Genomic DNA, 23,733 nt, shown 5'->3' with positions numbered 1-23,733 from the left:
CTCGCCCTCAGCTCGTGGGGCCGGACGCCGCCCCACCGAGGGTCACCTTGAGGATCTTCTCGTTGCTGTTGTTCGGGGTGCTGTCCTTGTCCCCGCCGGTGCTCGTGGTCAGCCACAGGTTGCCGTCGAGGGTCGGTTCGACGGTACGCAGCCGGAAGTACGTCCCGACGAAGTACTGCTGGACGTTGGTGAGCGTGTTGCCGCTGATCTCCGCACGGTACATCCGGTTGCCGCGCAGGCAGGCGATGTAGAGCACGTCCCGGACGATCGCGATGCCGCTGCACGAGGCCTCGGCCACCGGGTACGTCCGGATCGGGGCCCTGAAGTTCGGGTTGGCGCAGTCGCCGGAGGTGCCCTCGCAGGCGGGCCAGCCGTAGTTGCCGCCCTTGACGATGATGTTGGTCTCGTCCATGACGTTGTTGCCGAACTCCTGCTCGAAGAGCCGGCCCTGGGAGTCGAAGGCGAGTCCCTGCGGGTTGCGGTGGCCGTAGCTCCACACGTAGTTGCCGAAGGGGTTGTCCGCCGGCACGGTGCCGTCGGGGTTGAGCCGCAGAACCTTGCCGCCCAGGTTGTTGGTGTCCTGGGCCACGTCCGGGTCCTGTCCGTCGCCGGCGGCGGCGTAGAGCTTGCCGTCGGGGCCGAAACGCAGCCGGCCGCCGTTGTGGTACTTGTTGCGCGGGATTCCCGTGACGAGCACCTGCTCGGTATTGGTCTGCAGCGTGCCGTCGTAGCGGATGCGCACGATCCGGTTGTCGGTCGTGGTGGTGTGGTAGATGTACAGCCAGTGGTCGGTGGTGAAGTCGGCCGAGACGGCCAGCCCGAGCACGCCGCCCTCGCCGTTGGTGCCGGCCACGTTCGGCACGGTGCCGATGCTGTGCTTGTCGGTGCCGTCCGGGTTCATGGCGACGATGTCGAACAGGTCGCGCCGGCCGTAGAGGACCGTGCCGTCGGGCAGTTGCACCAGGCCCCAGGGCAGGTCCTTCTCGGTGGTGATCGCCGTGGCGCCGCAGACCGGGCTCGTGCAGCCCGAGCCGGTGTGCGCGGTGACCGCGGTGCTCGCGCCCGAGACATTGCCCTGGGCGTCCCGGGCGGTCACGGTGTACCGGTAGTCGGTGTCGGGCGTCAGCCCGGTGTCGGTGAACGTGGTCGCCGGCGGGTTGCCGGCGGTGCCGGTGGTGGAGCCGACCGCCGTGCCGTTGCGCAGGATGGTGTAGCCGGTGACCGCGACGTTGTCGGTGGAGGCCGACCAGGTGAGGGTCACCGCCGTGCCGTTGGCCGTCGCGGCCAGGTTGGTCGGCGTGCTGGGCGGAGTCGTGTCCTGCTGGCAGAACGGCGGGGTGACCGAGAGCGTGGAGCTGGCCTGCGAGACGTTGCCGGCGGCGTCTCGGGCGTTGACGTACCAGCCCCAGGTGACACCCTGCACGACGCTGAGCGTGGCGGTCAGCGTCCGTCCCGAGACCGAGGTGACGAGCTGGCCGTCGTGGTAGATGTCGTAGAAGGCGACGCCGACGTTGTCCCGGGAGGCGTACCAGGCGAGCGTGACGGACTGGCAGGTCAGCCGAGTGCGGCGCAGGCCGGTCGGCCGGGTGGGCGGGCTGGTGTCGGCGGCGAGCAGGGCCGCCGGCCGGCTCCCGGTCGCCGGTGCGGCCGGCGCGGCGTTGGCGGGTACGCCGGTCAGGATGGTGCCGGCGCAGATCAGCAGGGCGAGCGGGACGCGGTGTCGGAGCTGGTGAGGATTGATCCGCACGGGTGCTTTCCTTCCCGGGTTTCTTGGTCAGTACGGGTAGCCGGGGACGTTGAGCCGCACGCTGTACAGGCCCGAGTCGTTCGTTCGGCCGGAGGTGATGTAGAGGGTCTGCCGGTCGGGTCCGCCGAACGCCACATTGGTGGTGCCGGTGCCGCCGGAGCGGATCGTGCCGAGCTGCGCGCCGGCGGGCGAGTAGACGTGGACCAGCCCGTCCGAGCCGGAGGCCCAGTACACGTTGCCGGCGCAGTCGATGGTGACCCCGTCGGGACCGCCGATGTAGTTCACGAAGACGCTGCGGGCGCCGGTGCTGCCGTCGGGCTGGACGACGTACTTGTAGATCTTGTTCTCGGAGTAGGCCCCCACGTAGAGCGTGCCGCCGTCCGGGGAGAGCGCGATGCCGTTGGGTTGCCGCAGCCGGTCGTCCACCAGCGACACCTGGCCGCCGGAGACGCGGAAGACACTGGTACGTCCGCTCATCTGGTCGGGCCGGCTGCCGCGCTGGAAGCTGGGGTCGGTGAAGTAGACGACGCCGTCGGAACGGACCGTGACGTCGTTGGGTGAGTTGAACGCCCGGCCCTGGTAGTCGGCGGCGACGGTGCTGCGGGCCTGGTCGCTCAGCCGGTATGCGGAGACGTTCCGCTGGTCGTGGGTGGCGGCGATGATCTGCTGGGCGTCGGGGCTGAGTGCCAGGCCGTTGCTGCCGGCGTCGGCGACGAAGGTGTCGAAGGTCGCCGGCGGGGTGAACCGGCGGATCGTGGAGGGCTGCACGTTGCTCGGCCCGGTGCCCGCGGCCATGTCGGACATCAGCAGGTAGCCGCCGTCGGCGATCCAGACCGGTCCTTCGAGGAACGAGAACCCGCTCCGGATCTTCGTCGCGGACACCGAACCGGCCGGCAGGGGTGGGCCGTACCCGGCGCCCTCCGGACAGACCCCGGGTGGAGCGCCGGGTGGGCCGGTGAACGGGTAGGTGTGAACGTTCACATCAGAGGCGTCCCGAGGTGCCGGGGGTGCGGCACCGGCGGGGCCTGGTGCGGTGGTGAGTGCCAGGCACAGGCCGGTGAGTGCGGCGATGGTTGGACGCCAGGTCATCGGGTACTCCAATCGGAGTCGGTGAATGCGGGGGCCGTGGTTGGCTGGGCCGGCCCCGGCCGCCGCCGACACCTACTATTGATCAGTATCGATGTATATGTGACGCAGCTTAGGCGAGGAAGCGGCGCCCCGCATCAGTTGTCCATGATCACCTTCGGCAGATGCCCCGAAGGCGCCCGATGACCTGGTCGGGTCGGTGGGTCCGGTCCCACCGACCCGGTACACGAGTCGCTCAGCCCGCCGTGTCGGTCGCTGAGCTCTCAGACCTGGTCACCCGGTACGCCATGGTGGCGCCGCTTCAGAAGTGGAAGGACGCCGGCGTGACCGGGTGCGACGTGCACCGGGTCAACGCCGCCGGTACCGCGAAGTGGGCAGCGCCACCGGCACCTCGTGCCCGGTGGCCGGGTGAGCGCGGACACTCCGTACACCTTCGTGGTGACCGCCCGTGACGCGGCGGGCAACGTGTCCGCGAGCCCGCGCGGTGTGGGGAGCGGACGCCGGCCGTGGCGGCGAGCTGGCGGCGGTCGCGGGGTTGCGGCTAAGGCGTGTTTCATAAGCCGGTCAGAGCCATTCGGTGATGATGGTGATGGTCAGGACGGCGTGGAACCGGACGGCCAACTTGTCATAGCGGGTGGCGACGCCGCGGTGGCGTTTGAGCCTGTTGATGCCGTTCTCGACAGCGTGGCGTAGCCGGTAGAGCTGCGGGTCGAACGCCGGTGGGCGCCCGCCGTGGGAGCCTTTGGCTTTGCGGTGGGCGTCCTGGTCTTTCTTGCTCGGGATGCACGCCCGGATCCCGCGAGAGCGCAGGTATCTGCGGTTGGCGCGGCTGGTGTAGGCCTTGTCGGCCAGCACCAGCATCGGTCTGGTCCTGGCCCGGCCGACACCGAGGCGGTTCACGCGGATGCGGCGCAGGACCGGGATGAACTGCGGGCTGTCCCCGCGATGCCCGGCGGTGACGATCAGGGACAAGACTTTCTGGCCCTGCTCACAGGCCAGATGCGTCTTGGTCGTCAGCCCGCCACGGGAGCGGCCCAGCCCGTGATCGGCCGGCTCGTCATGAACCCCGCCGGGTGGTTCCTTCTGCAGATGACCGTCGGTGCGGGCACCTGCGGCGTGCTGGTGAGCGCGACTGGTCATCGAGTCCACGCTGACCGTCCAGTCGATGCGTCCCCGGGCGTCGCCCTGCGCCTGCAACGCTGACAAGATTCGGTCCCACGTGCCATCGCGCTGCCACCGACGGAACAGTCCGTAGATCGTCGGCCAGGGCGCGTACTCCGCTGGCACGTCTCGCCACGGCGCACCGATCCGGATCCGCCACCGAATCCCGTCGATGAGCTGCCGTTTCTCCCACTTCGGCGGCCGACCGGTAGACGACGCAGCAGGCAGCAACGGGGCCAGGACAGCCCACTGCGCGTCAGTCAGGTCATGCCGCCTCGTCACCGCTAAGGTGGCCACGAGGTCTCCGGTGCATGGTGCTTCTTGGTCGTTGTACCAAGTACCGGAGACCTCTTCAGTTATCGATCACCGCCACGCCGTGACTTCAACCGGCCAACCCCGAGTTACGAAACACGCCTTAGTGCGCCTCCGGCGGGGGTGCTCCGGCCCCAGGATGGCTGGGGCTTCGCCGGCGGGTCGTTGTCCGTGGGGGTTAGGCCATCCCGCCTGCCATCGACCCGGGGAAGCCGAGCGGGCCACCGGCCCGGCCCGCCAGCGTCCGTACGGGCGCCAAGGTCCGCTTGACGTGGCGGGCCGGGCGGCGGCCCGCTCCCCGGAGGGCGGGTCGATGGCCGACAGGATGGCGAGAAAGCAGCTTTCAGGCGCTGCTCCGGCCGCCTATCAAGGCGTCAGTGGTTACGGGCAGAAGTTTCGGGGACGCGATGTTAGAGTTCCCCATCCGTCCAATAGCGACTGAAGGAGAACAATGCGTAAGGCTCTCAAAGGAGTGCTGGTCGGAGGGGCCGTAGTAACCTTGGCTCTCGTCGGTATGGAAATGCCGGCGTCCGCCAGCAGCCACACCATCAGTAGGTCGTGGGGCTACGCCACCGTCAACTCCAACCACAGTAACGCCACCGCTTGTGACACCGCGTCCAACAACCGGGGCGTCCGGGTCGAGTACGTCTACCCCCCGGGTTCTACGGGTGTGCGCGGCGACACCAACGGCGCCAGCAGCGGCTGTGGGTCCGCGCTGGCTCCTGACACGATCTACAAGTTCCGCCTCTGCGAGAGCAACACCGGGGGTGGCGGCGACGACTGCACCGACTGGTTGTGGATCGGTGATCACTAGGGTCGGTCGACACTGATCCGCGCGGTAACGACACGGGGGATGTGAATTGGTTCGGCGAATGCCGTGAGACGATCCGTAACTCGGCGCAAGAATTTCTGAGCCGAGGAGCGAGTCCCTCGTTTCGCGGGCGGTGGGCCCAGCGGCCTACCGCCCGTTTGCGCGGTCGTTGGACAATCGACGCGCACACCCTTATGGGCAGGAAGATCCGGCGAGATTATCCGGGGCAGCCATCGCACGATTCAGGTATGCGCCAAACTGGCGGTGTGGATTACCGCAGCGCGCTGAAGAAGGCGCGCAGGTCGGCAGCGAGCAGGTCGGGCTCTTCCTGGGCGAGGAAGTGACCGCCGACGGTGGGCTCGCGCCAGTGGGTGAGGTTGGCGTAGGTGCGTTCGGCGAACGACCGGGGCAGGCCGCGGTCCTCCACGCTGACCGTGATGCCGGCGGGCACGTCGACCATCGGCAGATGCGGGGCAAGGTGGTCGTCACGGTAGGGCCGGAAGGACGTGCCGATGCAATTGGTGACCCAGTACAGCATCACGGTGGTCAGCAGCTCGTCGAAGTCGAACCGGCGGGAGATGTCGCCCCCGCAGTCGCTCCAGCGCTGGTACTTCTCGATGATCCATGCGGCCAGTCCGGACGGCGAGTCGCTCAGCGCGGCCGCAAGGGTGTCGGGCCGGGTTTCCTGGAGGATTCCGTAGCCCCAGTCATCTTGGGCCTTCGCGTCGAGCATGGCGATGAACGCCTCCTCGGCCGCGCTGAGGTCGTCCCTGCGGTCCGCCGGCGGGAACTTGATGTGCTGCGAGAAGACCCCGATGACCCGATCTGCGTGGCGGGCGCCGAGCCACGTCGTCACGCCGGACCCGATATCGCCGCCGTAGGCGCCGAAGCGGGCGTAGCCCAGACGGGTCATCAGCTCAGCCCAGACGTCCGCGACGGCCGCCTCGGTCGTCGGGCCCTCGGCGAGTGGTCCGGAGAAGGCGAAGCCGGGCAGGCTCGGTATGACAAGGTCGAAGTCTGCGAGCCGGGGCACCAGAGGCAGCATCTCCGTGTACGTGCCGGGCCAGCCATGGGTCAGGATCAGCGCCGTGGCGTCGGGCGATGCCGAGCGAACATGAACGAAGTGGACCGGCGTGCCCCGGACCGTGGTGACGAACTGGGGGTACCGATTGAGGGCACGCTCGACCGCACGCCAGTCGAATCCATCGAGCCAGTAACGCACCAGATCTGCCAGGTAACCAGGGTCGGTGCCGGCGGCCCACGGCTCTCCCGGGGCGGCCGGCGCGAGCCTTGTCCGCGAAAGCCGAGCCCGCAGGTCGTCCAGGACGGCTTCGGGCACATCGATGCGGAAGGGCGTCATCCGATCATGATCCCATCGCCAGGAGTCACTCGGCAGCCGCCCGAACGGGCAGGCTGCCGGCACGGTGTGGCCGCACTCGATCGGCAGCCACGATCCGGGAGACTCGATCACCGCTCCCTCAAGGCGCGTGATTCAGGCCGGAACCGCTGCCAGGTGGCACTATCGTGACCCTCAGGTCCGGCAGGCCGCGCCGTGCGAACCGGTCCTCCAGGGAGGGAAGTTCACGTGCCTTCAGACGTACATCCGGGCTCGGAGGTCTTGATGCCCGCGGCGTTCCTGGGCCACGGCAACCCCATGAACGCCCTCGAGGTCAACCGGTACACCTCGGCGTGGAAAGCGTTCGGCGCCGCGGTGCCGCGTCCCCGCGCGATCCTGGTGGTCAGCGCCCATTGGTACATCAACGCCACGGCCGTCACCGCGATGCCCCGGCCGAGGACCATTCACGACTTCTACGGGTTCCCCCAGGAGTTGTTCGAGGTGCAGTACCCGGCGCCGGGGCTGCCCGAGCTGGCTGAGGAGGTCAGTGACGTCGTCCATCCGACCTGGGTCGGGGCGGACGTCGACAGCTGGGGCATCGACCACGGCACCTGGTCGGTGCTGATGCACGCCTTTCCGGACGCGTCGATTCCCGTCGTCCAGCTCAGCATCAACGCCGACAAGCCGATGGACTACGTACGCGGCGACCGAACCGAGATCACGTAGGTCGTACATGGCTTGGACCGTGGGAACGGGGACGAACTGGCCCACCGTCGCCACCACGTGGACGATCTCCTCCAGAGTGGCCGGCCGGTCCGGCAGATCCCGCACCGGCACCACCTCGTCGGTGATCTCCAGGGGTACGTCGTCGAAGTGTGTGGCCACCCGCTCCCGGTAGCGGACGATTCCCTTGATGGTGCTCACCCCGGCGGCGCCGACCGAGTCGTCGAGGAACACCCGCACCCCGGCGGTACGGATCACGGTCAGCTGCCACACCGGTCCGTCGGGCGTCGTGGTGGCCGGGCCGGCGACCGGCTCGCCGTCGGAGTCCAGCAGATCCAGCCGGTAGGCGAAGCGGTCCTCGGCGCCGGCCGGGTCGACCCGGATGTGGATCGGCAGCGGCGCGCTGTCGGGTGTCCCGCCCAGCCAGTCGATGTAGGTGTCGTACACGTCCCTTGCCAGCGTGAAGGCGACGTCGTCGAGGACCGAGGCGGCGGCGACGAACCAGTCGGGCTGCCAGGACCATGGCTGGCCGCGAGGCGGGCGGCCCTGCTCGGGGCGGATCAGCACCAGGTCGAGTCCGTCCGCCCGGGCCTGCTGGACGGCCGTCGGCAGCAGCCCGCCGCCGATCCCCTCGACCGCCGCGTCCAGCGCCACGGTCCCGGCCACCAGGTCGGGCTCGGTGAGCGGGACCGCCCGCAGCGGACCGCCGAGCAGTGGCCGCGCCGAGAACGACACACCCGGCGCCATGGCCAGCAGCAGCCGCATCGCGCTCCAGTGCACCAGCGGGGTGGCCTTCGGGTCCGCCTCCTCGATCTCGAAGGCGCGCGCGGGCGTGAACGCGTACCCCATCGGCAGCGGCGCGTACGCGATCGACTCTGCGCCGACCACGACGCTCCGCTCGGCACCGGCGATCCGGTGCTCGACCTTCAGGTCGAAGACCAGCGGTTGGGCGGCGTCGACGTCGGTCACCACGACGGCGGACGCCTCCGGCCGCCGGTCGGCGTGCGCCGCGGTGGCGGCCTCGTAGCACCAGCCGGGCAGATAGCTGACGGTCAGTGAATCGGCGCCGTCGAAGCGGACGTGCAGGACGTTGCTCATCGCGTCGAGGCACACGAACACCGGATCTGCCGGTACACCGCCGTAGAGTTCCAACCAGCGGCCCTCGCCCTCGACCGCGGTGTCGAGGGTCAGCCAGACGTCCTCCAACACGGCGCGCAGCGGCCGGGCCGCCTCGTCGGCAGCCTCCAGAAGGGTCGGTGGACCCGGGGCCTGGTTGGCAGCGTATACACGGCGTGTCACGCCGCAGTCACCTGCCGGTCACTCCTGCACTGGAAAGCGGACACCGCGGAATCTGACAGGCCCGATCTCTGGCCGGCCGGACGAGTGCTCGGGCACGATGCCGCCGGAGAGGTGCTGCGTGCCGCCGAGAGTGGCCCTGGTCCCCGTGTGGGAGACCGGGTGCTCGCCTTCGGGCCGGGCGCGTGGGCCCAACGCGCGGTGTTCGACCTGGACAGCGTCGCGGTGGTGCCCCCCGAGGTCGACCTGTCCGAGGTTGCCGCGCTGCCGATGGTCGGCCTCACCGCGCTGCGGACGCTGCGTGAGTCCGGTCCGCTGCCCGGGCGTCCGCGAGCCGGCCACGCAGGCCTGGCCGGCGTTGCCGAGGAAGCCGGCCGCGGCACCGCGGGCCGCGTGCTGCAGGTCGGCGTCGGCGAAGACCACGGGGGTAGCGCCTGCTGTACCCGGACCGGGCAGCCCGCTGGATGGTCGCCGTTCCCCCAGCTCAATAGCGTTTCTGGTGCGCGCAGTTCGTGCGAAGACACGAGGAGAGGCCACCAGAATGGGACAGACCATCGAGCCGGCGGTACGCGTCGAACAACTCACCCGCGTGTACGGCGCCGGCCGCAACCAGGTGACCGCGCTCGCGGGCGTCGAGGTCGGCTTCGACAGGGGAACCTTCACCGCGGTGATGGGGCCTTCGGGCTCCGGCAAGAGCACGCTGCTGCAGATCGCGGCCGGGCTCGACCGCCCCACGAAGGGCCGGGTGGTCATCGGCGGCACCGACCTGTCCGGGCTGTCCGAGACGCGCCTGACCGAGCTGCGTCGTACCCGGATCGGCTTCGTCTTCCAGGCGTTCAACCTGATCGGCGCGCTCACCGTCGAGGAGAACATCGTGCTGCCCCTGCGTCTGGCCGGCGTCCGTCCGGACCGGGCCTGGCTGACCCACGTGGTCGAGCGGGTCGGCCTCGCCGACCGGCTGCACCACCGGCCGGCGGCGCTGTCCGGCGGTCAGCAGCAGCGGGTGGCGATCGCCCGGGCGCTGGCCACCCGTCCCGAGGTGATCTTCTCGGACGAGCCCACCGGGGCCCTCGACTCGCGGACCGCGGGGGAGGTGCTGACGCTGCTGCGCGCGGTCGTGGACGAACACGGGCAGACGGTGGTGATGGTGACCCACGACCCGATCGCCGCGTCGTACGCGGATCGGGTGCTCGTGCTGGCCGACGGCGCGATGGTCGCCGACCTCCCGCAGATCGGCGCCGTTCGTATCGCCGAGCACCTGGCATCGCTGGACGGGCGGGTCCTCCGATGACCGGCCTCGCCGCCCGCCTGCTGCGGCACCGCGCCGGACCCGCCGCCGCGACCCTGGTTGCCCTGATCGTCGGCGTGCTGATCCTGGTGGCGATGGGCACGCTGGTCGAGTCCGGGCTGCGGTTCCGACCGGAGCCGCAGCTCTGGGCGACCGCCGACGCGGTCGTCGCCAACCGCACGATCAGCCACACGTTCCGGGAGTTCGACGGCGACACCACCACGAGCACCGTGACGCTTCCCGAGGGTGGCACGGTGGACGCCGGCCTGGTGGACCGGATCCGCCGGGTGCCGGGCGTCACGGCCGTCACCGGCGACGACGCGGTGCTGATCGGCTCGCCCGCCGCCGTGGGCCACGGCTGGAGGACGTACGCCTTCACCGGTCGTCCGATCGCCGCGGGTGCCCTGCCACGAAACGACGACGAGGTGGTGGTCGACGCCCGGCTCGGCGTGGCGCCCGGCGACCGCATCGACCTGGTCGTCGGTGGGATCAGCCGGTCGTACCGGGTGAGCGGAACCGCGGAGACCGGTTCGGCGGCGGTGTACTTCACCGACGCGCAGGCCGCCCGGTTGTCCGCCCACCCGGGCCGGGTGGACGCGATCGGCGTGCGGATGGCGCCCGGCGCCGACCTCGCCGCGGTGCGCGAGATCGCGTCGGCGGCCGGCGCCATGACGTACGCCGGCAAGGACCGCGGGACCGCCGAGCAGTCGGAGAACCTGGCCGCCCAGAGCTTGCTGGTCAGTGCCGGGTCGGCCTTCGGCGGGTACGTCGTCCTGCTGATCGTGTTCGTGGTGGCCGGCACCATCGGACTGTCCGTCCGGCACCGCCGGCGTGACCTGGCGTTGCTGCGCGCGGTCGCCGCCACCCCTGGACAGGTGCGCCGCATGCTGGTCGCCGAGGCCGCGTTGCTCGCCTTGGCCGGCTCCGCGATCGGCGGCCCGGCCGGCCTGCTGGCGGCCGGCTGGGTGCACGGCGAACTGGTCGGGCGGGGGTTCCTGCCGACCGGCTTCCCGATGGCGGCCGGTCTGTTCGCGGTGCCGGCCGCGATCGGTACGGCGATCCTCGTGGCGGTCCTCGCCGCGCTGCTCGCCGCGCGCCGGGTAACCGCCATCAAGCCGGTCGAGGCGCTCGGCGAGATCGCTGTCGAACCTCGACGCGGCGGCCCGGTACGGCCGATCGCCGGCGTGCTGACGCTGATGGCGGCCGGCAGCTCCGGGGCGTTCGCGCTCGGCGCCGCCGGGTCGGCCGGGGCACTGGCCGGCGCGGTCGGCATGCTCTACCTGTTCGTCATCGCGGTGGCGCTGCTCGCACCGAACATCAACGCGTACGCGGCACGCCTGCTCACCCCCGTGCTGCCGCGGATCTGGCGGGCCGGCGGTTACCTGGCCGCCGCAAATCTGCGGGCCAACGCGCAGGGCATGGCGACCGTGCTGACCGCCCTCGTGCTGTCCGTGGGATTCGGCGGCTCGGTGTGGTTCCTGCAGAACAACCTGGAACGGCAGACCACCATGCAGAGCAGCGCCGGAACCCTCGCCGAGCGGGCGCTCACCGCTCCCGGCGGACTGCCCGCGAACGCGGCGCGGGACATCCGCGAGCTGACCGGGGTGCAGGCGGCCACCGGGGTACGCCGTACCCAGGTCATGGTGCGGGCGCTCGACGGCATCGAGCCGATCACCGCGCAGTCCGTCGACCCGGCGGGCGTCACGTCGACAGTGGATCTCGGCGTACGCAAGGGCAACCTGGCCGACCTGCGCGCCGGCACCGTCGCCCTGTCCGCGACGCAGGCGTCCTCGTCCGGCTTGGACGTCGGCGACAAGGCGGATCTCTGGCTGGGCGACGGCACCCCGGTCACGTTGGACGTCGTCGCCGTCTACGACCGTGGCCTCGGTTTCGGCGACGTCACCCTGGCTGCCGAGACGGTCGCCGGGCACACGGCGGGAAGCACTGTCGACGAGGTCCTGGTCCGGGGCGGGCCGGACGCCGACGCCGCGTTGACCGCGTGGGCAGCCGGGCGGCCCGGCGCCGAGGTTCTCGACGCCGCCACCCGTACGCGCCTGCTCAGCGCCGATCTGGCGCTCGGCGCCTGGTTGAACCGGCTGCTGATCGGCGTGATGGTCGGGTACGCGGCGCTGGCGGCGTCGACGACGATGGTGATGGCGGCGCTGGCCCGCCGCCGGGAACTGGCGTTGCTGCAACTCGTCGGGGTCACCCGCCGTCAGATTCGCGGCATGGTCCAGGCCGAACAGGCCGGGCTGCTCGGCACCGCGGTGCTGATCGGCGCGACGATCGCCGCGCTGACCCTGAGCGCGATCGTCAGGGGTCTGACCGGCAGCCCGATCCCGTACGTCCCGCCGCTCGGGTGGGCGGCGGTGCTCGGCGGTACGGCGCTGCTGGCGTTGGTGAGCACCGTGTGGCCCGTCCGGCGCCTGCTCAGCGCTCGTCCGATCGACAACATCGGTCTGAAGGAGTAGGTGTGGCACCCCGCCCGTCGGCCAGCGCACAGCGCCGGACTCACCAGGCCACCCTTGGCCGGCTGCGGAGCGGATGTGCGACTCGGGGTGGCGGGCCGGTCGACTCCGACCGGCCCGCCACCCGGGTTCAGCTCTGCGTGACCGCCTTGCCGCTGACCTTCAGCTGGTCGATCACCGCGGCGACCTCGGGCAGCCGCTCGCGGTAGACGTTCGCGGCGAGACGCTGGGAGTAGGTCTCGTAGATCGCCCCCAGCTCACCGGCCCGTTCGATGGCGACCGCGTGGATACAGTTGCCCAGGTACTCGTTGGGGGAGCCGGGGCTGTCCGCGCCCGAGCACGACGGTCCGAAGACGGACGCCTGCCCGACGCGGGGGTCGATCTCCGACATGGCGTCGGGGCAGGGGTCGCCGGGGGCCGCCTGCGTGCAGGGGGCGTAGTCGGCCTCGGCGATGGTGTACGCCCGGCTGATGTGGGTGTCCGGCAGCTCCCGTCCCACCGGCGCGCCGGGGTGGCGGTAGTCGCTCGGCAGCAGGTTGCCGCCGAGCAGGTAGGCGCTGAGCGACGCGTCGGAGTCCAGCGCCACCGGGAAACCGAGCTTGGTGTACGCCTGCAACAGCCGGAACGCCTTCGTGACGTCCTTCGCGGCCGAGCGGAGATCCGAGGTCGGATCCGCGAACTTCCGGTTGACCACCTGGTAGTACTCCTTCTGCTTCCCCCACAGCATCCGGTCGGCCAGGTGGCGGGCGATGGTCAGCCGCTCGGGATTGTCCGCCGAGCGGGCGCCCGTCTCGAACGCCGGCAGGTGCACCGACTCGTCGTCGTAGGTCATGTAGTAGACCTCGTCGTAGCAGTATCCGGTGGGCGGGTCGTCCCGGGTGCTCCACGAGCAGACGATGCCGGCGCTCTTCGTGTTGCGCCACGTCCGTACGTCCATCCAGAAGTTGCCCTTGTCGACGCTCATCTGGGCGTGCACTGTCAACTGGAGGTCCGCCCTGGTGGTCTCGAGGCGTGGACCGGTGGTGGTCCGGTGGTTGACGAGTTCCGCGTCGTAGCAGATCCGGAAGTGCGGCTCGAACTGCTCCTTCGTGCCGTGGGCGAGCAGCTGGAACGCGCTCGGCAGGTCGGCGAGCCGCACGTTGGCGGGGATGCGTACGGCCGGCAGCGGGCTGAACGGCGCACACCCGGCCATCGTGCCGTTCCCGTTGTAGGCACGCGGCTGCTGTCCGGTCCAGTACGAGCGGGTGTTGCTCAACCGGGTCGGCGGCATCTGGTCCGGCCCGTACCACGGGTTGTAGCCACCCTTGGTGACCGAGTCGCGCAGCTTGCGCAGCTCGGCGGACTGGGCGTTGACCGCCGTCTTGTAGTTGTCGACAAGGCCGGTGAACAGCGCGTTGCGGTGCCCGTCCGGGGTGGGCCGGCTGAACCGGCTGCCGGCGTCCAGGATCTGCTGGCCGGAGCGGCCGATCCGGGCGGCGAAGGAGTCGTCGCCGGTCATGTCCCCGGCCAGCGCCGGGTTCTCCAGCGCCAGGGCGGTGAAGGGCCGGGTCGACATCGTCCAGACCCCGGCGTGCGGGGTCCTCGTGGTGGCCGGATACGACTGGTCCCAGGTGCGGGCCAGGTAGGACAGGTAGTCGATCGCGCCGTAGGGGGTCTTCTCGTCGAGCACCCGTACCGGATCGACCGTCGACTGCGACCATTCGGCCGGCGTGAGGACGAAGGGCGCCCCCGCGGCCGTGGAGGTCGCGGTGGTGAACAGCCGGCCCTCCGTCTCGTCGTACTGGGCCACGGAGAGGGGACGCCCGGTGCGCGCCTTGTAGCCGACGTAGGTGTTGATGACGAACTCGGTGTCGTTGAGCGCGCTCTTCTTCAGCGCCTCCTGCATGGAGAGGCTGAGCTGGTCGACCTTGGTCTCCAGGCCGTAGATCTGCTGCTTGATCGCGTCGATGTCGCGGATCACGCCGCTCAGGTCGTCCCGCATCCGCAGCAGGACCGACATGATGTCGTCGTAGATCGCCGAGAGCATCGCCTCGACCCGGTCGAACCGCTCGTGCATCTCGGTACGCAGCTCGCCGACCTGCTCGCGCAGCTTGCCGATCTCCTGCATCACCAGCTCGTGCTCGCTCGGGCCGGAGCCCATGAACATCGGCAGCAGGGTCATCACGGCGCCGAGCACGTTTCCGGTCAGCACCACTGTGCTCAGCGACCCGATCGCGTCGCTGAGGCTGAGACCGGCCACCGTGGGCAGGTACTTGTTGATGGCGGTGGCGATGCCGACCGCAGCCTTGCCGATCGCCAGCACCTCCTTGCCGGCCTTCTCGTCGGCGAACCCGGCGAGCGTGGCCAGGATGGTCACCGCCGACTCGGCGGCGTCGATCGCCACCTGCCGGCCGGCGGCCTCGGCCAGCGCGGCCGTGTAGTCCTGCGGCGTCGGCTTCGGGCCGGGCCCGATCGGATACTTCAGGTCCGCGGCGACCAGCTTCTTGATGATCTCCGCGTTCTGGTCGGCGACCTTCTCCAGCGCGCCGCGCAGCTCGGTGCGCAGCTCCGCGAGGTATGCCTGCTCGTTGCCCAGGTGCTCCAGGATCGCCTCGGTGTTGACGTAGGAGGCGAGCAGCGGATCGGCGAGCAGCTGTTCGGTGGTCGCGGTGGAGCGCAGGTTGAGCTGCGCGCCGATCTCTCCGTCCCAGGCCGCCGCGAGGTCGGCGTCCTGCGCCGCCGCCCGGGTGAGCTGGCCCCATGCGCGTTCCTGCTGCGCGTAGAGCGCATCCATCCACCGGTAGTTCTGGTACGCGCTGGTCACCGCGTCCTCGACCTCGGCCGAGGCGGTGATGGTGCCGCCGACTGTGGCGTCCAGCAGCCCTTTGACCATCGGCGCTCCGATGCTGACACCGGGCACGCCGGAGAGCGCATCGATCAGTTTGATCATCGCGGCGTACGTGGTGCGGGCGGTGGTGTCGGAGATGCCCGCCGCGTTCACCGCCTGCCGCGTGGCGACCAGATGCCGCACCACGTCGTCGCGGGACGCGCCGGGGTTACGTCCCCGCCAGTCGAGCAGCTCCGCGGTGACCACCAGGTTCTTCAGGCCCGCCACGCCGCCGTTGTGCGCCCGCAGGTATGCGGCGAACACCCCGTCGTGGAACTTCGCCGCCTCGTAGTCCACCGTCTCCGCCGCCACCGCCGGCGTCGGGGACACGACCACCACCGCCGCCACGACCGCGGCGATCAACGCTCTCCATCGCCCTCGACGGCGGGGAGTCCACACCATCACACCCACTGGGATTCCTCCGGATCACTCCACGCCACCGGGCGGTGGACGCACAGCGCAGCCTGTGGCCGCGTGCGTCCCGCCGGCCAGGGGTGGATGTCCCGCGCCTGCCGGACGCCGCCCGTCCGCCGTCCGGTGGGTGCCGCCGTCCCGCCTCGCCCGGGACCGGCGCCCCTGGTGGACCGGGACGGCGTGCCGGTTGACTGCCCGGACGCCGTGGCCGGTTCGGCGAGGTCCGGGGACCCCCGCGTCCGGTGCGTCAACTCGGTTGTGCGCCGCGGCCCGGCCTGGCAGCCTGGCCGCCTCGGTCTGACGAGAGGCGGCCATGACGCGCACATTCCTGCAGCCGGATGACGTGCACTGCCTGGTGTCGGAACAGTTCGGCTCCGATCGGCGGCTCGCTGCCCTGGACCGCCTCACAGGCGGCACCAAGAAGGGCGTCTACCGGCTCCGGCTGGACGACCGGACAACCGTGATGCTGTACGTGTGGTCCACGGACGAGAACTACTGGCCACCGTCACCGGCCGTCCCGGACGACCCGTTCACCGATGCGTCGGGCGCGGATCTCTTCGCCGTCGGTCACGCGGCGCTCACCGCAGCAGGAGTGCGCGTCCCGCATCTGCTGATGATCGACCGGAACGGCCGTCACCTCGACGCCGACATCGCGCTCGTCGAGGACGCCGGCACGCTGCGGCTGGAGGCGTTGCTGGAGCACGACCCGGCCGCCGCCGCCACGCCGCTGTCCGCGCTCGGTGACGCCCTGCGCCGCATGCACACCGCCTTCGGTCCGCGCTACGGCAAGGTCGCGGCCGTCGCCCGAGGTGAGGCGGCCCCGGCTCGACGCGCGGAGGACGTGATCGTCGACCGCGCGCTCGGCCACCTCGACGCGGCCGCGGCCCGCGACGCCCGGCTGGCCGATGCCCATCACCGGGTCGCCGCCCACGTACGCCACCTCAGGAGCGCGGTCACCGCACGCAAGGAGTACGGGCTGGTGCACGGTGAACTCGGCCCGGATCACGTGCTCGTCACACCGGCTGGTGAGGCCGTCATGATCGATTTCGAGGGACTGACGTATTTCGATGTCGAATGGGATCATGCCTGGCCGCAGATGCGCTTCGGCGAGACATATTCGGCGCTGCGGCCGGTCGATCTCGATCCCCACCGGCTGGAGCTGTACCGGTACGCGCAGACGTTGTCCTTGATCGAAGGGCCACTGCGGGTCGCGGACACCGACTTTCCGGACCGGAAGTGGATGCTGGACCTGGCCGAGTGGAACATCGCCAAGGCGCTCGCCGCGATCTGACGGCGGCCCGGCACCACGGGACCCGGGACGCACCGCCCGGTCATCGGTGCGCGAGGGCGGCTCAGTCGGCCGGACCGACGTGTGCCGCGAGCAGGCGCCACCCCTCGTCCTCGTCGAGGATCCATGTGCGCGTGTAGCGGACCCGGGCGAGGAACGGCTCGCCGGCAAGGGTGCCTTCCAGCGTGCCGAGGAACCATGTCACCCCGGTGCCGCCGACCACGAGCGCCGCCAGATTCTCCTCGTGCACTCGGACCATCGTCTGCTGGCCGGACCGGTGCGCGTGCAGGTCGTCCTGCTTGGAGTAGAGACGGCCGTCAGGCCCGGTGAACACGAGGCGGTCGTCGATCAACCGATCCAACGCCGCGACGTCGGAGGACAGCTGGGCGCGTTGAAGACGCCGTTCAGCGGCGCGTAACGCCTCGACCCTGGTGCTGTCCGCGTCGCCGTTCCCAACGGGAAAACCATCGTCCTTCACTGTAAGTAAGTTAACAGCGATCTCCGGGAATCGGTATCGGGCAGATGACCGGCTGTGCAGGTCATCGGGGATGGCTAGTTTCGCCCAGTGCCCAACATGATTACTGCGGCGTCCGCAGGTACCTGGACGCTCGGCGACCTGACCGTCAATCGGATCGGATTCGGCGCGATGCGCCTGACCGGCAAGGGCGGTGCGGCGAGCGACCGCGAACGTGTCATCGGCGTGCTGCGCCGGGCGGTCGAACTCGGGGTCAACCACATCGACACGGCGGCGTTCTATTTCTCGCCGCTGCGATCGGCCAACGAGATCATCAACACGGCGCTCTCGCCGTACGCCGAAGAACTGGTCATCACCACGAAGGTCGGGCCGGGCCGCGACCCCTCCGGAGAGTGGCTGCCGCTGGCCCGGCCCGACCAACTGCGCGGACAGGTCGAGGAGAACCTGCGCCAGCTCGGCCGTGACCACCTCGATGTCGTCAACCTGCGCCAGCACGGGCTGGAGTCGGTCGCGGAGCACTTCGGCGCGCTGGCCGACCTGCGCGACGCCGGCCTCATCCGGCATCTCGGCCTGTCGAACATCCGCCCGCAGCACCTCGCGCAGGCACAGGCGATCGCCCCGGTGGTCTGCGTGCAGAACCCGTACGGCGTCGACACCCGGCGCGTGCACGACCAGTTCGTGCGCACCTGCGGGGAGCAGGGCGTCGCCTTCGTGCCGTTCTTCGCGATCGCCGGCGACGGACGGGAGGCCGGCGGCGTGGCCACAAACGAGGCGGTGGTGGCCGTCGCCCGGGCCCACGGGGCGACGCCGGCGCAGGTGCGGATCGCCTGGACCCTCAGCCGCGGGCCCCACATGCTGGCCATCCCCGGCACGGGCGACCCCGACCATCTGGTCGAGAACCTGGCCGCCGGGGCGCTGCGCCTGTCGCCGGGGGAACTGGCCGGCCTCGACTAGCGGCACCCGGCCAGGAGTCCACGCCCTTCGACGGAAGGTCTCACCCTGTGCGGGCAGCGGTCACGTCCCACTCCACTCCTCCGCCGCGCGGCTCCTGGCTGGTGGCCCGAGGTCTCGTCCCCGAGCGCGGCCCTCGGCGCGTCCTGGCCGTCGCGACCTTCGTCAACATGGTCGGAATCGGCGTCTTCATGACGAGCGCCGTGCTCTTCTTCACCCGCGCCGTCGGGCTTCCCCTCGCGCAGGTGGCCCTGGGGATGGGCATCGCGGCGCTCGTCGGGATGCTCGCCGGGATCCCGACGAGGCATCTCGCCGATCGGCGGGGCCCGCGCGAGATCTACCTGCTGACGCTTGTCGTCCGGGCCGCCACCACGGCCGCCCTCGTCTTCGTCCACACGTTCTGGCCGTTCGTCGTCCTGGTCTGCCTCAACCAGCTCGCCCAGTCAGCCGGCGGGGCGTCACGCGGCCCGCTGGTGCGCGGCTTCGGCGGCGCGAACCTGACCCAGTTCCGCGCCTACCTCCGTTCGGTCGCCAACCTCGCCGGAGCCTGCGGTGCCCTCGTCGCCGGCGCCGCGGTGCAACTGGACACCCGCGCCGCCTACCTGACCCTGGTCGTCGGCAACGCCGTCAGCTTCGTGGCGTGCGCCGCCGTCATCACCCGGCTGCCCTCACTGCCGCCCATCGCGGTACCCCACATGACCGGACGCTGGATCGCACTGAAGGACAAGCCGTACATGGCCGTCACCGTGCTCGACGCGGTCATGGGAATTCAGGGCCAGGTGCTGGTCTTCGCGCTGCCGGTGTGGATCATCTCGCGTACCGACGCGCCGCGCTGGTTCGTCGGGGCGGCCGTGCTCGTCAACACCGCTCTCGTGGCGGCGCTCCAGGTCAGGGCGAGCAGGGGGATCGACACCGGTCCGGCGGCCGGGCGGGCCATCCGTCGCTCCGGGTTGGCGTTCCTGGTGGGGATGGCCCTGATCGCCGCCACGTCGACGATGCCCGGATGGCTCGCCGTGGCATTGATGACGCTGGGAGTCGCCGCGCACACGGTGGGCGAGCTGTGGCACACGGCGGGCTCGCTCGAGTTGCAGTTCCTCCTCGCGCCCGCACACGCGCAGGGGCAGTACACGGGAGTCGCCGGGCTCGGCGCGGGGCTGGCCAACGTCGCTGCCCCATCCGTCCTGGGCCTGCTCTGCATCGCCTGGGGCGCCCCCGGTTGGCTGCTGATGGGCGCCGTCTTCGTCGCGGTCGGTCTGGTCGCCCCGGCGGTCGTCCGATGGGGTGAACGGACGCGTCCGGACCCGGTCGTGGCCGGCTAGCCCGGCGGCTTCGGCGCTGCGTCGCGGTCCGTCTCGCGCCACTGCCCACCATCGGTCGGGGCCAGGATGGCGGCGCTGACCTCGTGCACGAAGTCCCGGACGTCGTCGGCCCGGCCGGGGTCGGTGTCCTGGCCGGAGTCGTACCACCAGTCGCGGGCCCAGACGGCGAGGTCGGCCCAGCGGGGGCAGGCGGTGGCGGTCTGGTCGGCGGCCTGCCGTTTGGACAGTTGCCGGCCGTTGCGCAGACGTTGGTAGGCGCGGCAGAGGGTGAGTACCGCGTACGCCTGGGCTCCGGGCGTGGTCATCTGGGTCACCCAGGTGGGCCAGTCGCGGACGTGGTCCAGCAGGGCGGAGCGGACGCGGTCGGGTTCGACGGCGGGCAGCAGTTCGTCGGCAGGGGGTCCCAGCAGCGTACGGCCGTAGTCGTGTACGGCGGCCCAGGTCACGACGCGGTGGGTGGTGGCGGGTAGCAGGTGCAGCGACTCCCCGGGGCTGATCCGGGCGATCAGGTGGTCCCGGCCGCCGACGTCGCGGACCGCGTCCAGTGACACGTACTCCACCTCGATCCGGCCCGCCCACTGCGGGTGCCGCCGGTCGAGATCGGCGTGCAGCCCGGCGAGTACGCCGAGGAGCTTCTCGTCCGGGTCGCTCGCGAGTACCGCGAGCAGGTCGAGGTCGCTGCGGTCGGCGGCGAAGTCCCCTGCCACGAGCGAGCCGTGCAGGTAGAGGCCGCGCAGCCGGTCGGCAAGCGCACGGCACCACGCCTGGCGGAGGTCGGCCAGAACCATGTCGGGTGGGACCACCAGGCGATCCTGTGCCACGGGCCGCCGGCGCCGCCACCGAGTAAACCGATCCGGCACGCTTTGCCGCGCGGATCATCCGCGGGCCGCGCCTACACGCTCGGCGAATTGCGGTGCCGCTCCGCGATGCCCGCCCCGGCCTGACGCTGTGCATCGTGCCGGTGCTGGTCGGCGCCGGCCCGGCGGACCGCAGCCGAATCCTCGTCCGACGGGCGCCTCGTCCGGTCGCGCCGGGCGACGAAGACGACGAGTGCCAGCATTGCCACCACGACGACCGCGAGCGACACCAGCATCGTTCTCATGCCGTCGACGCTACGGCATACGCGCCGGCTTCGGCGTGCTGGCGGTCGGGGGGCTGCCCCCTCCGCCGCCGGATGGCAAGCTCAGGTGTCGTGATCGATGATGTCACGAAGAGCCGCCCGCGCCGGCGGCTCAGGTCGGCACGTCACGCGCCGGTCGGGAAGGGTGGTGGGGACGCGGTGCGGAACCCGGATCTCGCGGAGGCCCGCCGGTGAGGGCGGTCATCGTCGCGGCCGCTGTCGCCTTCGTCATCTCCCTTTTCGGCACGCCGGTGGCGGTGCGCGTCTTCAGCGCGCTGAGGGCAGGTCAGCCGATCCGGTCCATCGGGCTGGCCAGCAACCAGAACAAGGTGGGCACGCCCACGATGGGCGGCGTCGTCTTCATCGTGGCGACGGTCCTCGCGTACGTCGCCGGGCATCTCGCCCTGACCACCCTGCCCGAACGGCAGATCGCGCAGGAGGGGCCGACCATGACGGCCCTGGTGCTGCTCGGGTTGTTCGTCTTCTGCGGCGCGGTCGGCTTCTTCGACGACTTCCTCAAGGTGCGCCGGCGCAACTCCGACGGGCTGTCCGCAAAGGGCAAGCTGCTCGGGCAGGCCCTCGTCGGCGGCGGGTTCGGGGTGGCCGCGCTGTACGTGCCGAGCACGAACGGCCAGACCGTGGCCAGTGAGCACATCTCGCTCATCCGCGACATCAGCTGGCTGGACGTCGGCAAGGTCGGCGCGGTCCTGGTCTTCGTCTTCGTGATCACGGCGATGTCCAACGGTGTGAACCTCACCGACGGCCTCGACGGCCTGGCCACCGGCGCGTCGATCCTGGTGCTCGGCGCGTACTCGCTGGTCGGCTTCTGGCAGTACCGGCACTGGTGCGCCGACGACGGGTACGCCCGCGTGAACGAGTACTGCTACCAGGTCCGCGATCCCCTGGAGATCGCCATGATCGCGGCGGCGGCGGCCGGTGCCTGCGTGGGCTTCCTGTGGTGGAACACGTCCCCGGCGCGGATCTTCATGGGGGACGTGGGCGCGCTCGGGCTGGGTGGCCTGATCGGCGGGCTCGCGGTGGTGACCCGCACCACGCTGCTCTCCATCCTGATCGGCGGGCTCTTCGTCCTCATCACCACGACTTGGGTGATCCAGATCGTCTCGTACCGGACCACCGGCCGACGTGTCTTCCGGATGGTGCCGTTGCACCACCACTTCGAGCTGGCCGGATGGAGCGAGTCCACCATCGTGGTGCGGTTCTGGATCGTGGCCGGCGTCTGCGTCGCGGCCGGCCTGGGCCTGTTCTACTCGGACTTCCTGGCGGCCGTGGGATAGCGGCGGAGCGACAGGAGACGCCGGCTCAGGCGGACCACTGCGCGGTGTCGCCGTCGCGGAGGTGGTCCAACTCCGCGAGGTACATCGCCTGGAGGCGGTCGTGGTGCCGGACCAGCAACCTGACCTCCTCGGCGCTGTAGCCCTCGACGAGCCGTTCCGCCCGCTCGGCGAAACGCTCGTACGGCCGCTCCAGGTCGGCGACTCGCTCCGGGCGCACCGTGACGACGACTCGCCGCCGGTCCGCCGGGTCGCGCTCGGCGGTCACGTAGCCGGCCCGCTGGAGCCGGCGGAGCATGCTGGTGACCGCCCCGGTGGTGAGGTTGGTCCGTTCGGCGATCTGCCCCGCCGTGGCGGATGCGACGTCGGCCAGGTAGTCGAGGCATTCCAGGTCGCTCACGGTGAGGCCCAACCGCTCCGCGACGGCGTACCGGAACACCATGGACAGCCGCGACGTCTCCCGCCCGGCGCGCATCAGGTCGGCGATCGCGGAGGCGCGGGCCGGATCGTGGGACATGCGGGCAATCATGCCTCCGGCACGGTGACCCGGTGCAGCCGAGGTAACACGCGGGTCAGCACCCAGTGCGGTGCGGCAGCGCCGCCGGTGAGGCGGTGCATCAGCTTGCCGGCGGTGTCGACGGCGCGGAAGGCGTACGGCACCATCTCGTCCTGGTATCCGGCGATCGCCTCCTCCACGGGTGTGCCGTTGGTCCGGGCGTCCACCAGCCGCCGTCCGAGCAGGGCGGCGTCGCGGAGCGCGGTGTTGCCGCCGTGCGCGCCGAACGGCGGCATGACGTGCACGGCGTCGCCCGTCATCGTCGCCCGGGGGACCGCCCACCGGACCGGTCGCCGGCCGGTGGCGAAGAGGTTGAGCACCGTGGCGTCCAGTTCGGCCGTGTCGACCAGCCTCCGGGCGAGCGGGTGGAAGTCCGCGCTCATCCGGGCCGCCAGCTCCCACAGCGCCCGCAGATCCCCGCGTACGCCGGCGGGCAGTTGCTCCCGCCGGAGCAGCAGCGCCCACATGACGTAGTCGTCGCCGGTGGGGGCGTAGCTGCCCGGTGCCAGGCGCGCGAACGCCTCCCGTGGGCTCTCGCCGAACCGCATGGAGGTGAAGAAGAAGGCGTTGCCCGGCCGGTCGGCGATGGCCAGGACGCCGCTGGTGCGCAGCGCGTCCGGGATGACGCTCGCGCCGTCGCGCCACAGCGGTGACCGGCCGTAGATGCCCGCCATCGGGGTCTCCGCCGGGTCGGCGTCCGGCATGAGCTGCGCGCGTAGCGCCGAGCCGACGCCGTCCGCGCCCACCACGACCGTCGCCGCGACGGCGCTGCCGTCGGAGAACCGCAGCCGCGGCGCGGCCGGGTCGCCGCTGTCCACCGCGACGGCTGCCTTGCCGTAGTGGATGCGGCCGTCCAGCCCGGACTGCAGGATCGACCGCAGGGTGAGCCGGTCCACCTGACGGGTCTCGTGCGGGTCGTCCTTGAAGGTGACGGTGAAGGCGTCCCGCAGCCGTCTGTCGGTGAAGCGCAGCTGCCCGCCGGGCTCGTCGCCGGTGGTCAGCGCCAGCCGGTACAGCGGGCGGGGCAGGCTTTCGCGCAGCGCCGCCAGCCCGTACCGGTCGAGGATGATCCGGTAGCCCTGCCGCCGGACGAAGGGGCCCGGGTCGCGCTCGTAGACGTGCACGTCGATGCCGGCACGCGTCAGGTACTGGGCGAGGCACAGGCCGGAGAGGCCGGCTCCGGCGATCGCCACGGAGAAGTCGGTCGATCTGCTCATCCAATTA

At 71.0% G+C, this 23,733-nt stretch carries 21 protein-coding genes; 10 read left to right on the top strand and 11 right to left on the bottom strand.

The genetic code is table 11. From position 1 onward, the window contains the following. Positions 1 to 7 precede the first annotated feature (7 nt). The 3 genes from ACFYO8_RS09380 to ACFYO8_RS09370 form a co-directional block, all read right to left on the bottom strand. Positions 8 to 1,747, bottom strand: coding sequence for a PQQ-dependent sugar dehydrogenase (locus tag ACFYO8_RS09380; RefSeq protein WP_354875058.1), 1,740 nt, complete (start codon positions 1,745 to 1,747; stop codon positions 8 to 10). A 27-nt stretch (positions 1,748 to 1,774) separates the two neighbouring features. Further along, a complete protein-coding gene (locus ACFYO8_RS09375; protein WP_354875060.1) occupies positions 1,775 to 2,836 on the bottom strand; it encodes an SMP-30/gluconolactonase/LRE family protein in 1,062 nt (353 codons plus the stop codon). 561 nt (positions 2,837 to 3,397) lie between these two features. Then, the gene (locus tag ACFYO8_RS09370) at positions 3,398 to 4,276 is read right to left on the bottom strand and encodes an IS5 family transposase (RefSeq protein WP_376700856.1); all 879 of its coding nucleotides are present in this window, start codon (positions 4,274 to 4,276) and stop codon (positions 3,398 to 3,400) included. Between the two features lie 481 nt (positions 4,277 to 4,757). Here ACFYO8_RS09370 and ACFYO8_RS09365 point away from each other — a divergent pair, with 481 nt between their 5' ends. Further along, positions 4,758 to 5,120: a hypothetical protein gene (locus tag ACFYO8_RS09365; RefSeq protein WP_357707042.1), complete on the top strand. Its 363-nt coding sequence runs from the start codon at positions 4,758 to 4,760 to the stop codon at positions 5,118 to 5,120. A gap of 268 nt (positions 5,121 to 5,388) precedes the next feature. Here ACFYO8_RS09365 and ACFYO8_RS09360 read toward each other — a convergent pair whose 3' ends face one another. After that, positions 5,389 to 6,477 carry an epoxide hydrolase family protein gene (locus tag ACFYO8_RS09360; protein WP_354874869.1) on the bottom strand — a complete coding sequence of 363 codons (1,089 nt, stop codon included), beginning with the start codon at positions 6,475 to 6,477 and terminating at the stop codon, positions 5,389 to 5,391. Positions 6,478 to 6,738: 261 nt separating this feature from the next. Between ACFYO8_RS09360 and ACFYO8_RS09355 the strand changes: the two genes are divergently transcribed. The 3 genes from ACFYO8_RS09355 to ACFYO8_RS09345 all read left to right on the top strand — a co-directional run bounded on the left by ACFYO8_RS09355 (position 6,739) and on the right by ACFYO8_RS09345 (position 8,203). Beyond that, the gene (locus ACFYO8_RS09355) at positions 6,739 to 7,179 is read left to right on the top strand and encodes a class III extradiol ring-cleavage dioxygenase (RefSeq protein WP_355095183.1); all 441 of its coding nucleotides are present in this window, start codon (positions 6,739 to 6,741) and stop codon (positions 7,177 to 7,179) included. Positions 7,180 to 7,366: 187 nt separating this feature from the next. Beyond that, positions 7,367 to 7,522, top strand: coding sequence for a hypothetical protein (locus ACFYO8_RS09350; RefSeq protein ID WP_355095181.1), 156 nt, complete (start codon positions 7,367 to 7,369; stop codon positions 7,520 to 7,522). A gap of 333 nt (positions 7,523 to 7,855) precedes the next feature. Then, positions 7,856 to 8,203, top strand: coding sequence for a hypothetical protein (locus ACFYO8_RS09345; protein WP_355095178.1), 348 nt, complete (start codon positions 7,856 to 7,858; stop codon positions 8,201 to 8,203). A 290-nt stretch (positions 8,204 to 8,493) separates the two neighbouring features. Here the strand turns inward: ACFYO8_RS09345 and ACFYO8_RS09340 are convergent, their stop codons facing one another. Continuing rightward, the gene (locus ACFYO8_RS09340) at positions 8,494 to 8,895 is read right to left on the bottom strand and encodes an aldehyde dehydrogenase family protein (RefSeq protein WP_354874882.1); all 402 of its coding nucleotides are present in this window, start codon (positions 8,893 to 8,895) and stop codon (positions 8,494 to 8,496) included. 118 nt (positions 8,896 to 9,013) lie between these two features. On the opposite strand from ACFYO8_RS09340, the gene ACFYO8_RS09335 reads away from it, so the two are divergent. After that, entirely contained in the window at positions 9,014 to 9,763 is a 750-nt protein-coding gene (locus ACFYO8_RS09335; RefSeq protein ID WP_354874884.1) for an ABC transporter ATP-binding protein, read from the top strand. Continuing rightward, the gene (locus ACFYO8_RS09330) at positions 9,760 to 12,231 is read left to right on the top strand and encodes an FtsX-like permease family protein (protein ID WP_355095176.1); all 2,472 of its coding nucleotides are present in this window, start codon (positions 9,760 to 9,762) and stop codon (positions 12,229 to 12,231) included. Before ACFYO8_RS09335 ends, ACFYO8_RS09330 begins: the two co-directional genes overlap by 4 nt. A 127-nt stretch (positions 12,232 to 12,358) precedes the next feature. Here ACFYO8_RS09330 and ACFYO8_RS09325 read toward each other — a convergent pair whose 3' ends face one another. Continuing rightward, positions 12,359 to 15,457 carry a hypothetical protein gene (locus tag ACFYO8_RS09325; RefSeq protein WP_354874888.1) on the bottom strand — a complete coding sequence of 1,033 codons (3,099 nt, stop codon included), beginning with the start codon at positions 15,455 to 15,457 and terminating at the stop codon, positions 12,359 to 12,361. Between the two features lie 364 nt (positions 15,458 to 15,821). On the opposite strand from ACFYO8_RS09325, the gene ACFYO8_RS09320 reads away from it, so the two are divergent. Next, positions 15,822 to 16,799 carry an aminoglycoside phosphotransferase gene (locus tag ACFYO8_RS09320; RefSeq protein WP_357707035.1) on the top strand — a complete coding sequence of 326 codons (978 nt, stop codon included), beginning with the start codon at positions 15,822 to 15,824 and terminating at the stop codon, positions 16,797 to 16,799. 61 nt (positions 16,800 to 16,860) lie between these two features. Here the strand turns inward: ACFYO8_RS09320 and ACFYO8_RS09315 are convergent, their stop codons facing one another. After that, on the bottom strand, positions 16,861 to 17,274 hold the full coding sequence (locus ACFYO8_RS09315) for a nuclear transport factor 2 family protein (protein ID WP_354874892.1): 414 nt from the start codon (positions 17,272 to 17,274) through the stop codon (positions 16,861 to 16,863). Positions 17,275 to 17,370: 96 nt separating this feature from the next. Between ACFYO8_RS09315 and ACFYO8_RS09310 the strand changes: the two genes are divergently transcribed. Further along, on the top strand, positions 17,371 to 18,225 hold the full coding sequence (locus ACFYO8_RS09310; RefSeq protein WP_354874894.1) for an aldo/keto reductase: 855 nt from the start codon (positions 17,371 to 17,373) through the stop codon (positions 18,223 to 18,225). A 47-nt stretch (positions 18,226 to 18,272) separates the two neighbouring features. Beyond that, positions 18,273 to 19,541, top strand: a complete 1,269-nt coding sequence (locus ACFYO8_RS09305) for an MFS transporter (RefSeq protein ID WP_387256913.1) — start codon at positions 18,273 to 18,275, stop codon at positions 19,539 to 19,541. Here the strand turns inward: ACFYO8_RS09305 and ACFYO8_RS09300 are convergent. Both ACFYO8_RS09300 and ACFYO8_RS09295 read right to left on the bottom strand, forming a co-directional pair. After that, on the bottom strand, positions 19,538 to 20,344 hold the full coding sequence (locus ACFYO8_RS09300; protein ID WP_355095602.1) for an aminoglycoside adenylyltransferase domain-containing protein: 807 nt from the start codon (positions 20,342 to 20,344) through the stop codon (positions 19,538 to 19,540). The genes ACFYO8_RS09305 and ACFYO8_RS09300 overlap by 4 nt on opposite strands. A gap of 89 nt (positions 20,345 to 20,433) precedes the next feature. After that, positions 20,434 to 20,643 (bottom strand): hypothetical protein, encoded by a 210-nt coding sequence (locus tag ACFYO8_RS09295; RefSeq protein WP_354873945.1) that lies wholly within the window; start codon positions 20,641 to 20,643, stop codon positions 20,434 to 20,436. A 209-nt stretch (positions 20,644 to 20,852) separates the two neighbouring features. Here ACFYO8_RS09295 and mraY point away from each other — a divergent pair, with 209 nt between their 5' ends. Further along, positions 20,853 to 21,956, top strand: coding sequence for a phospho-N-acetylmuramoyl-pentapeptide-transferase (gene mraY / locus ACFYO8_RS09290; protein WP_354873947.1), 1,104 nt, complete (start codon positions 20,853 to 20,855; stop codon positions 21,954 to 21,956). A gap of 25 nt (positions 21,957 to 21,981) precedes the next feature. On the opposite strand, the gene ACFYO8_RS09285 is transcribed toward mraY, so the two are convergent. Together ACFYO8_RS09285 and ACFYO8_RS09280 are read right to left on the bottom strand one after the other, a co-directional pair. Further along, positions 21,982 to 22,470: a MarR family transcriptional regulator gene (locus ACFYO8_RS09285; RefSeq protein ID WP_354873949.1), complete on the bottom strand. Its 489-nt coding sequence runs from the start codon at positions 22,468 to 22,470 to the stop codon at positions 21,982 to 21,984. An 8-nt stretch (positions 22,471 to 22,478) separates the two neighbouring features. Further along, positions 22,479 to 23,726 carry an NAD(P)/FAD-dependent oxidoreductase gene (locus tag ACFYO8_RS09280; protein WP_354873951.1) on the bottom strand — a complete coding sequence of 416 codons (1,248 nt, stop codon included), beginning with the start codon at positions 23,724 to 23,726 and terminating at the stop codon, positions 22,479 to 22,481. Positions 23,727 to 23,733 lie beyond the last annotated feature (7 nt).

The organism is Micromonospora sp. NPDC005257, assembly GCF_042872445.1.
Taxonomy (GTDB): domain Bacteria; phylum Actinomycetota; class Actinomycetes; order Mycobacteriales; family Micromonosporaceae; genus Micromonospora.
Note: the sequence above shows the minus strand (reverse complement) of the source record. Positions and strands in the feature narration are given on the sequence as shown.

What these genes read in the sequence shown, in the direction of transcription:
- ACFYO8_RS09320 (WP_357707035.1), top strand. Translation starts at nt 15,822, where the DNA reads ATGACGCGCACATTCCTGCAGCCGGATGACGTGCACTGCCTGGTGTCG.
- ACFYO8_RS09285 (WP_354873949.1), bottom strand. Translation starts at nt 22,470, where the DNA reads ATGTCCCACGATCCGGCCCGCGCCTCCGCGATCGCCGACCTGATGCGC.
- ACFYO8_RS09330 (WP_355095176.1), top strand. Translation starts at nt 9,760, where the DNA reads ATGACCGGCCTCGCCGCCCGCCTGCTGCGGCACCGCGCCGGACCCGCC.
- ACFYO8_RS09350 (WP_355095181.1), top strand. Translation starts at nt 7,367, where the DNA reads ATGGTGCTCACCCCGGCGGCGCCGACCGAGTCGTCGAGGAACACCCGC.
- ACFYO8_RS09295 (WP_354873945.1), bottom strand. Translation starts at nt 20,643, where the DNA reads ATGAGAACGATGCTGGTGTCGCTCGCGGTCGTCGTGGTGGCAATGCTG.
- ACFYO8_RS09310 (WP_354874894.1), top strand. Translation starts at nt 17,371, where the DNA reads ATGATTACTGCGGCGTCCGCAGGTACCTGGACGCTCGGCGACCTGACC.
- ACFYO8_RS09355 (WP_355095183.1), top strand. Translation starts at nt 6,739, where the DNA reads ATGCCCGCGGCGTTCCTGGGCCACGGCAACCCCATGAACGCCCTCGAG.
- ACFYO8_RS09280 (WP_354873951.1), bottom strand. Translation starts at nt 23,726, where the DNA reads ATGAGCAGATCGACCGACTTCTCCGTGGCGATCGCCGGAGCCGGCCTC.
- ACFYO8_RS09365 (WP_357707042.1), top strand. Translation starts at nt 4,758, where the DNA reads ATGCGTAAGGCTCTCAAAGGAGTGCTGGTCGGAGGGGCCGTAGTAACC.
- ACFYO8_RS09375 (WP_354875060.1), bottom strand. Translation starts at nt 2,836, where the DNA reads ATGACCTGGCGTCCAACCATCGCCGCACTCACCGGCCTGTGCCTGGCA.
- ACFYO8_RS09335 (WP_354874884.1), top strand. Translation starts at nt 9,014, where the DNA reads ATGGGACAGACCATCGAGCCGGCGGTACGCGTCGAACAACTCACCCGC.
- ACFYO8_RS09360 (WP_354874869.1), bottom strand. Translation starts at nt 6,477, where the DNA reads ATGACGCCCTTCCGCATCGATGTGCCCGAAGCCGTCCTGGACGACCTG.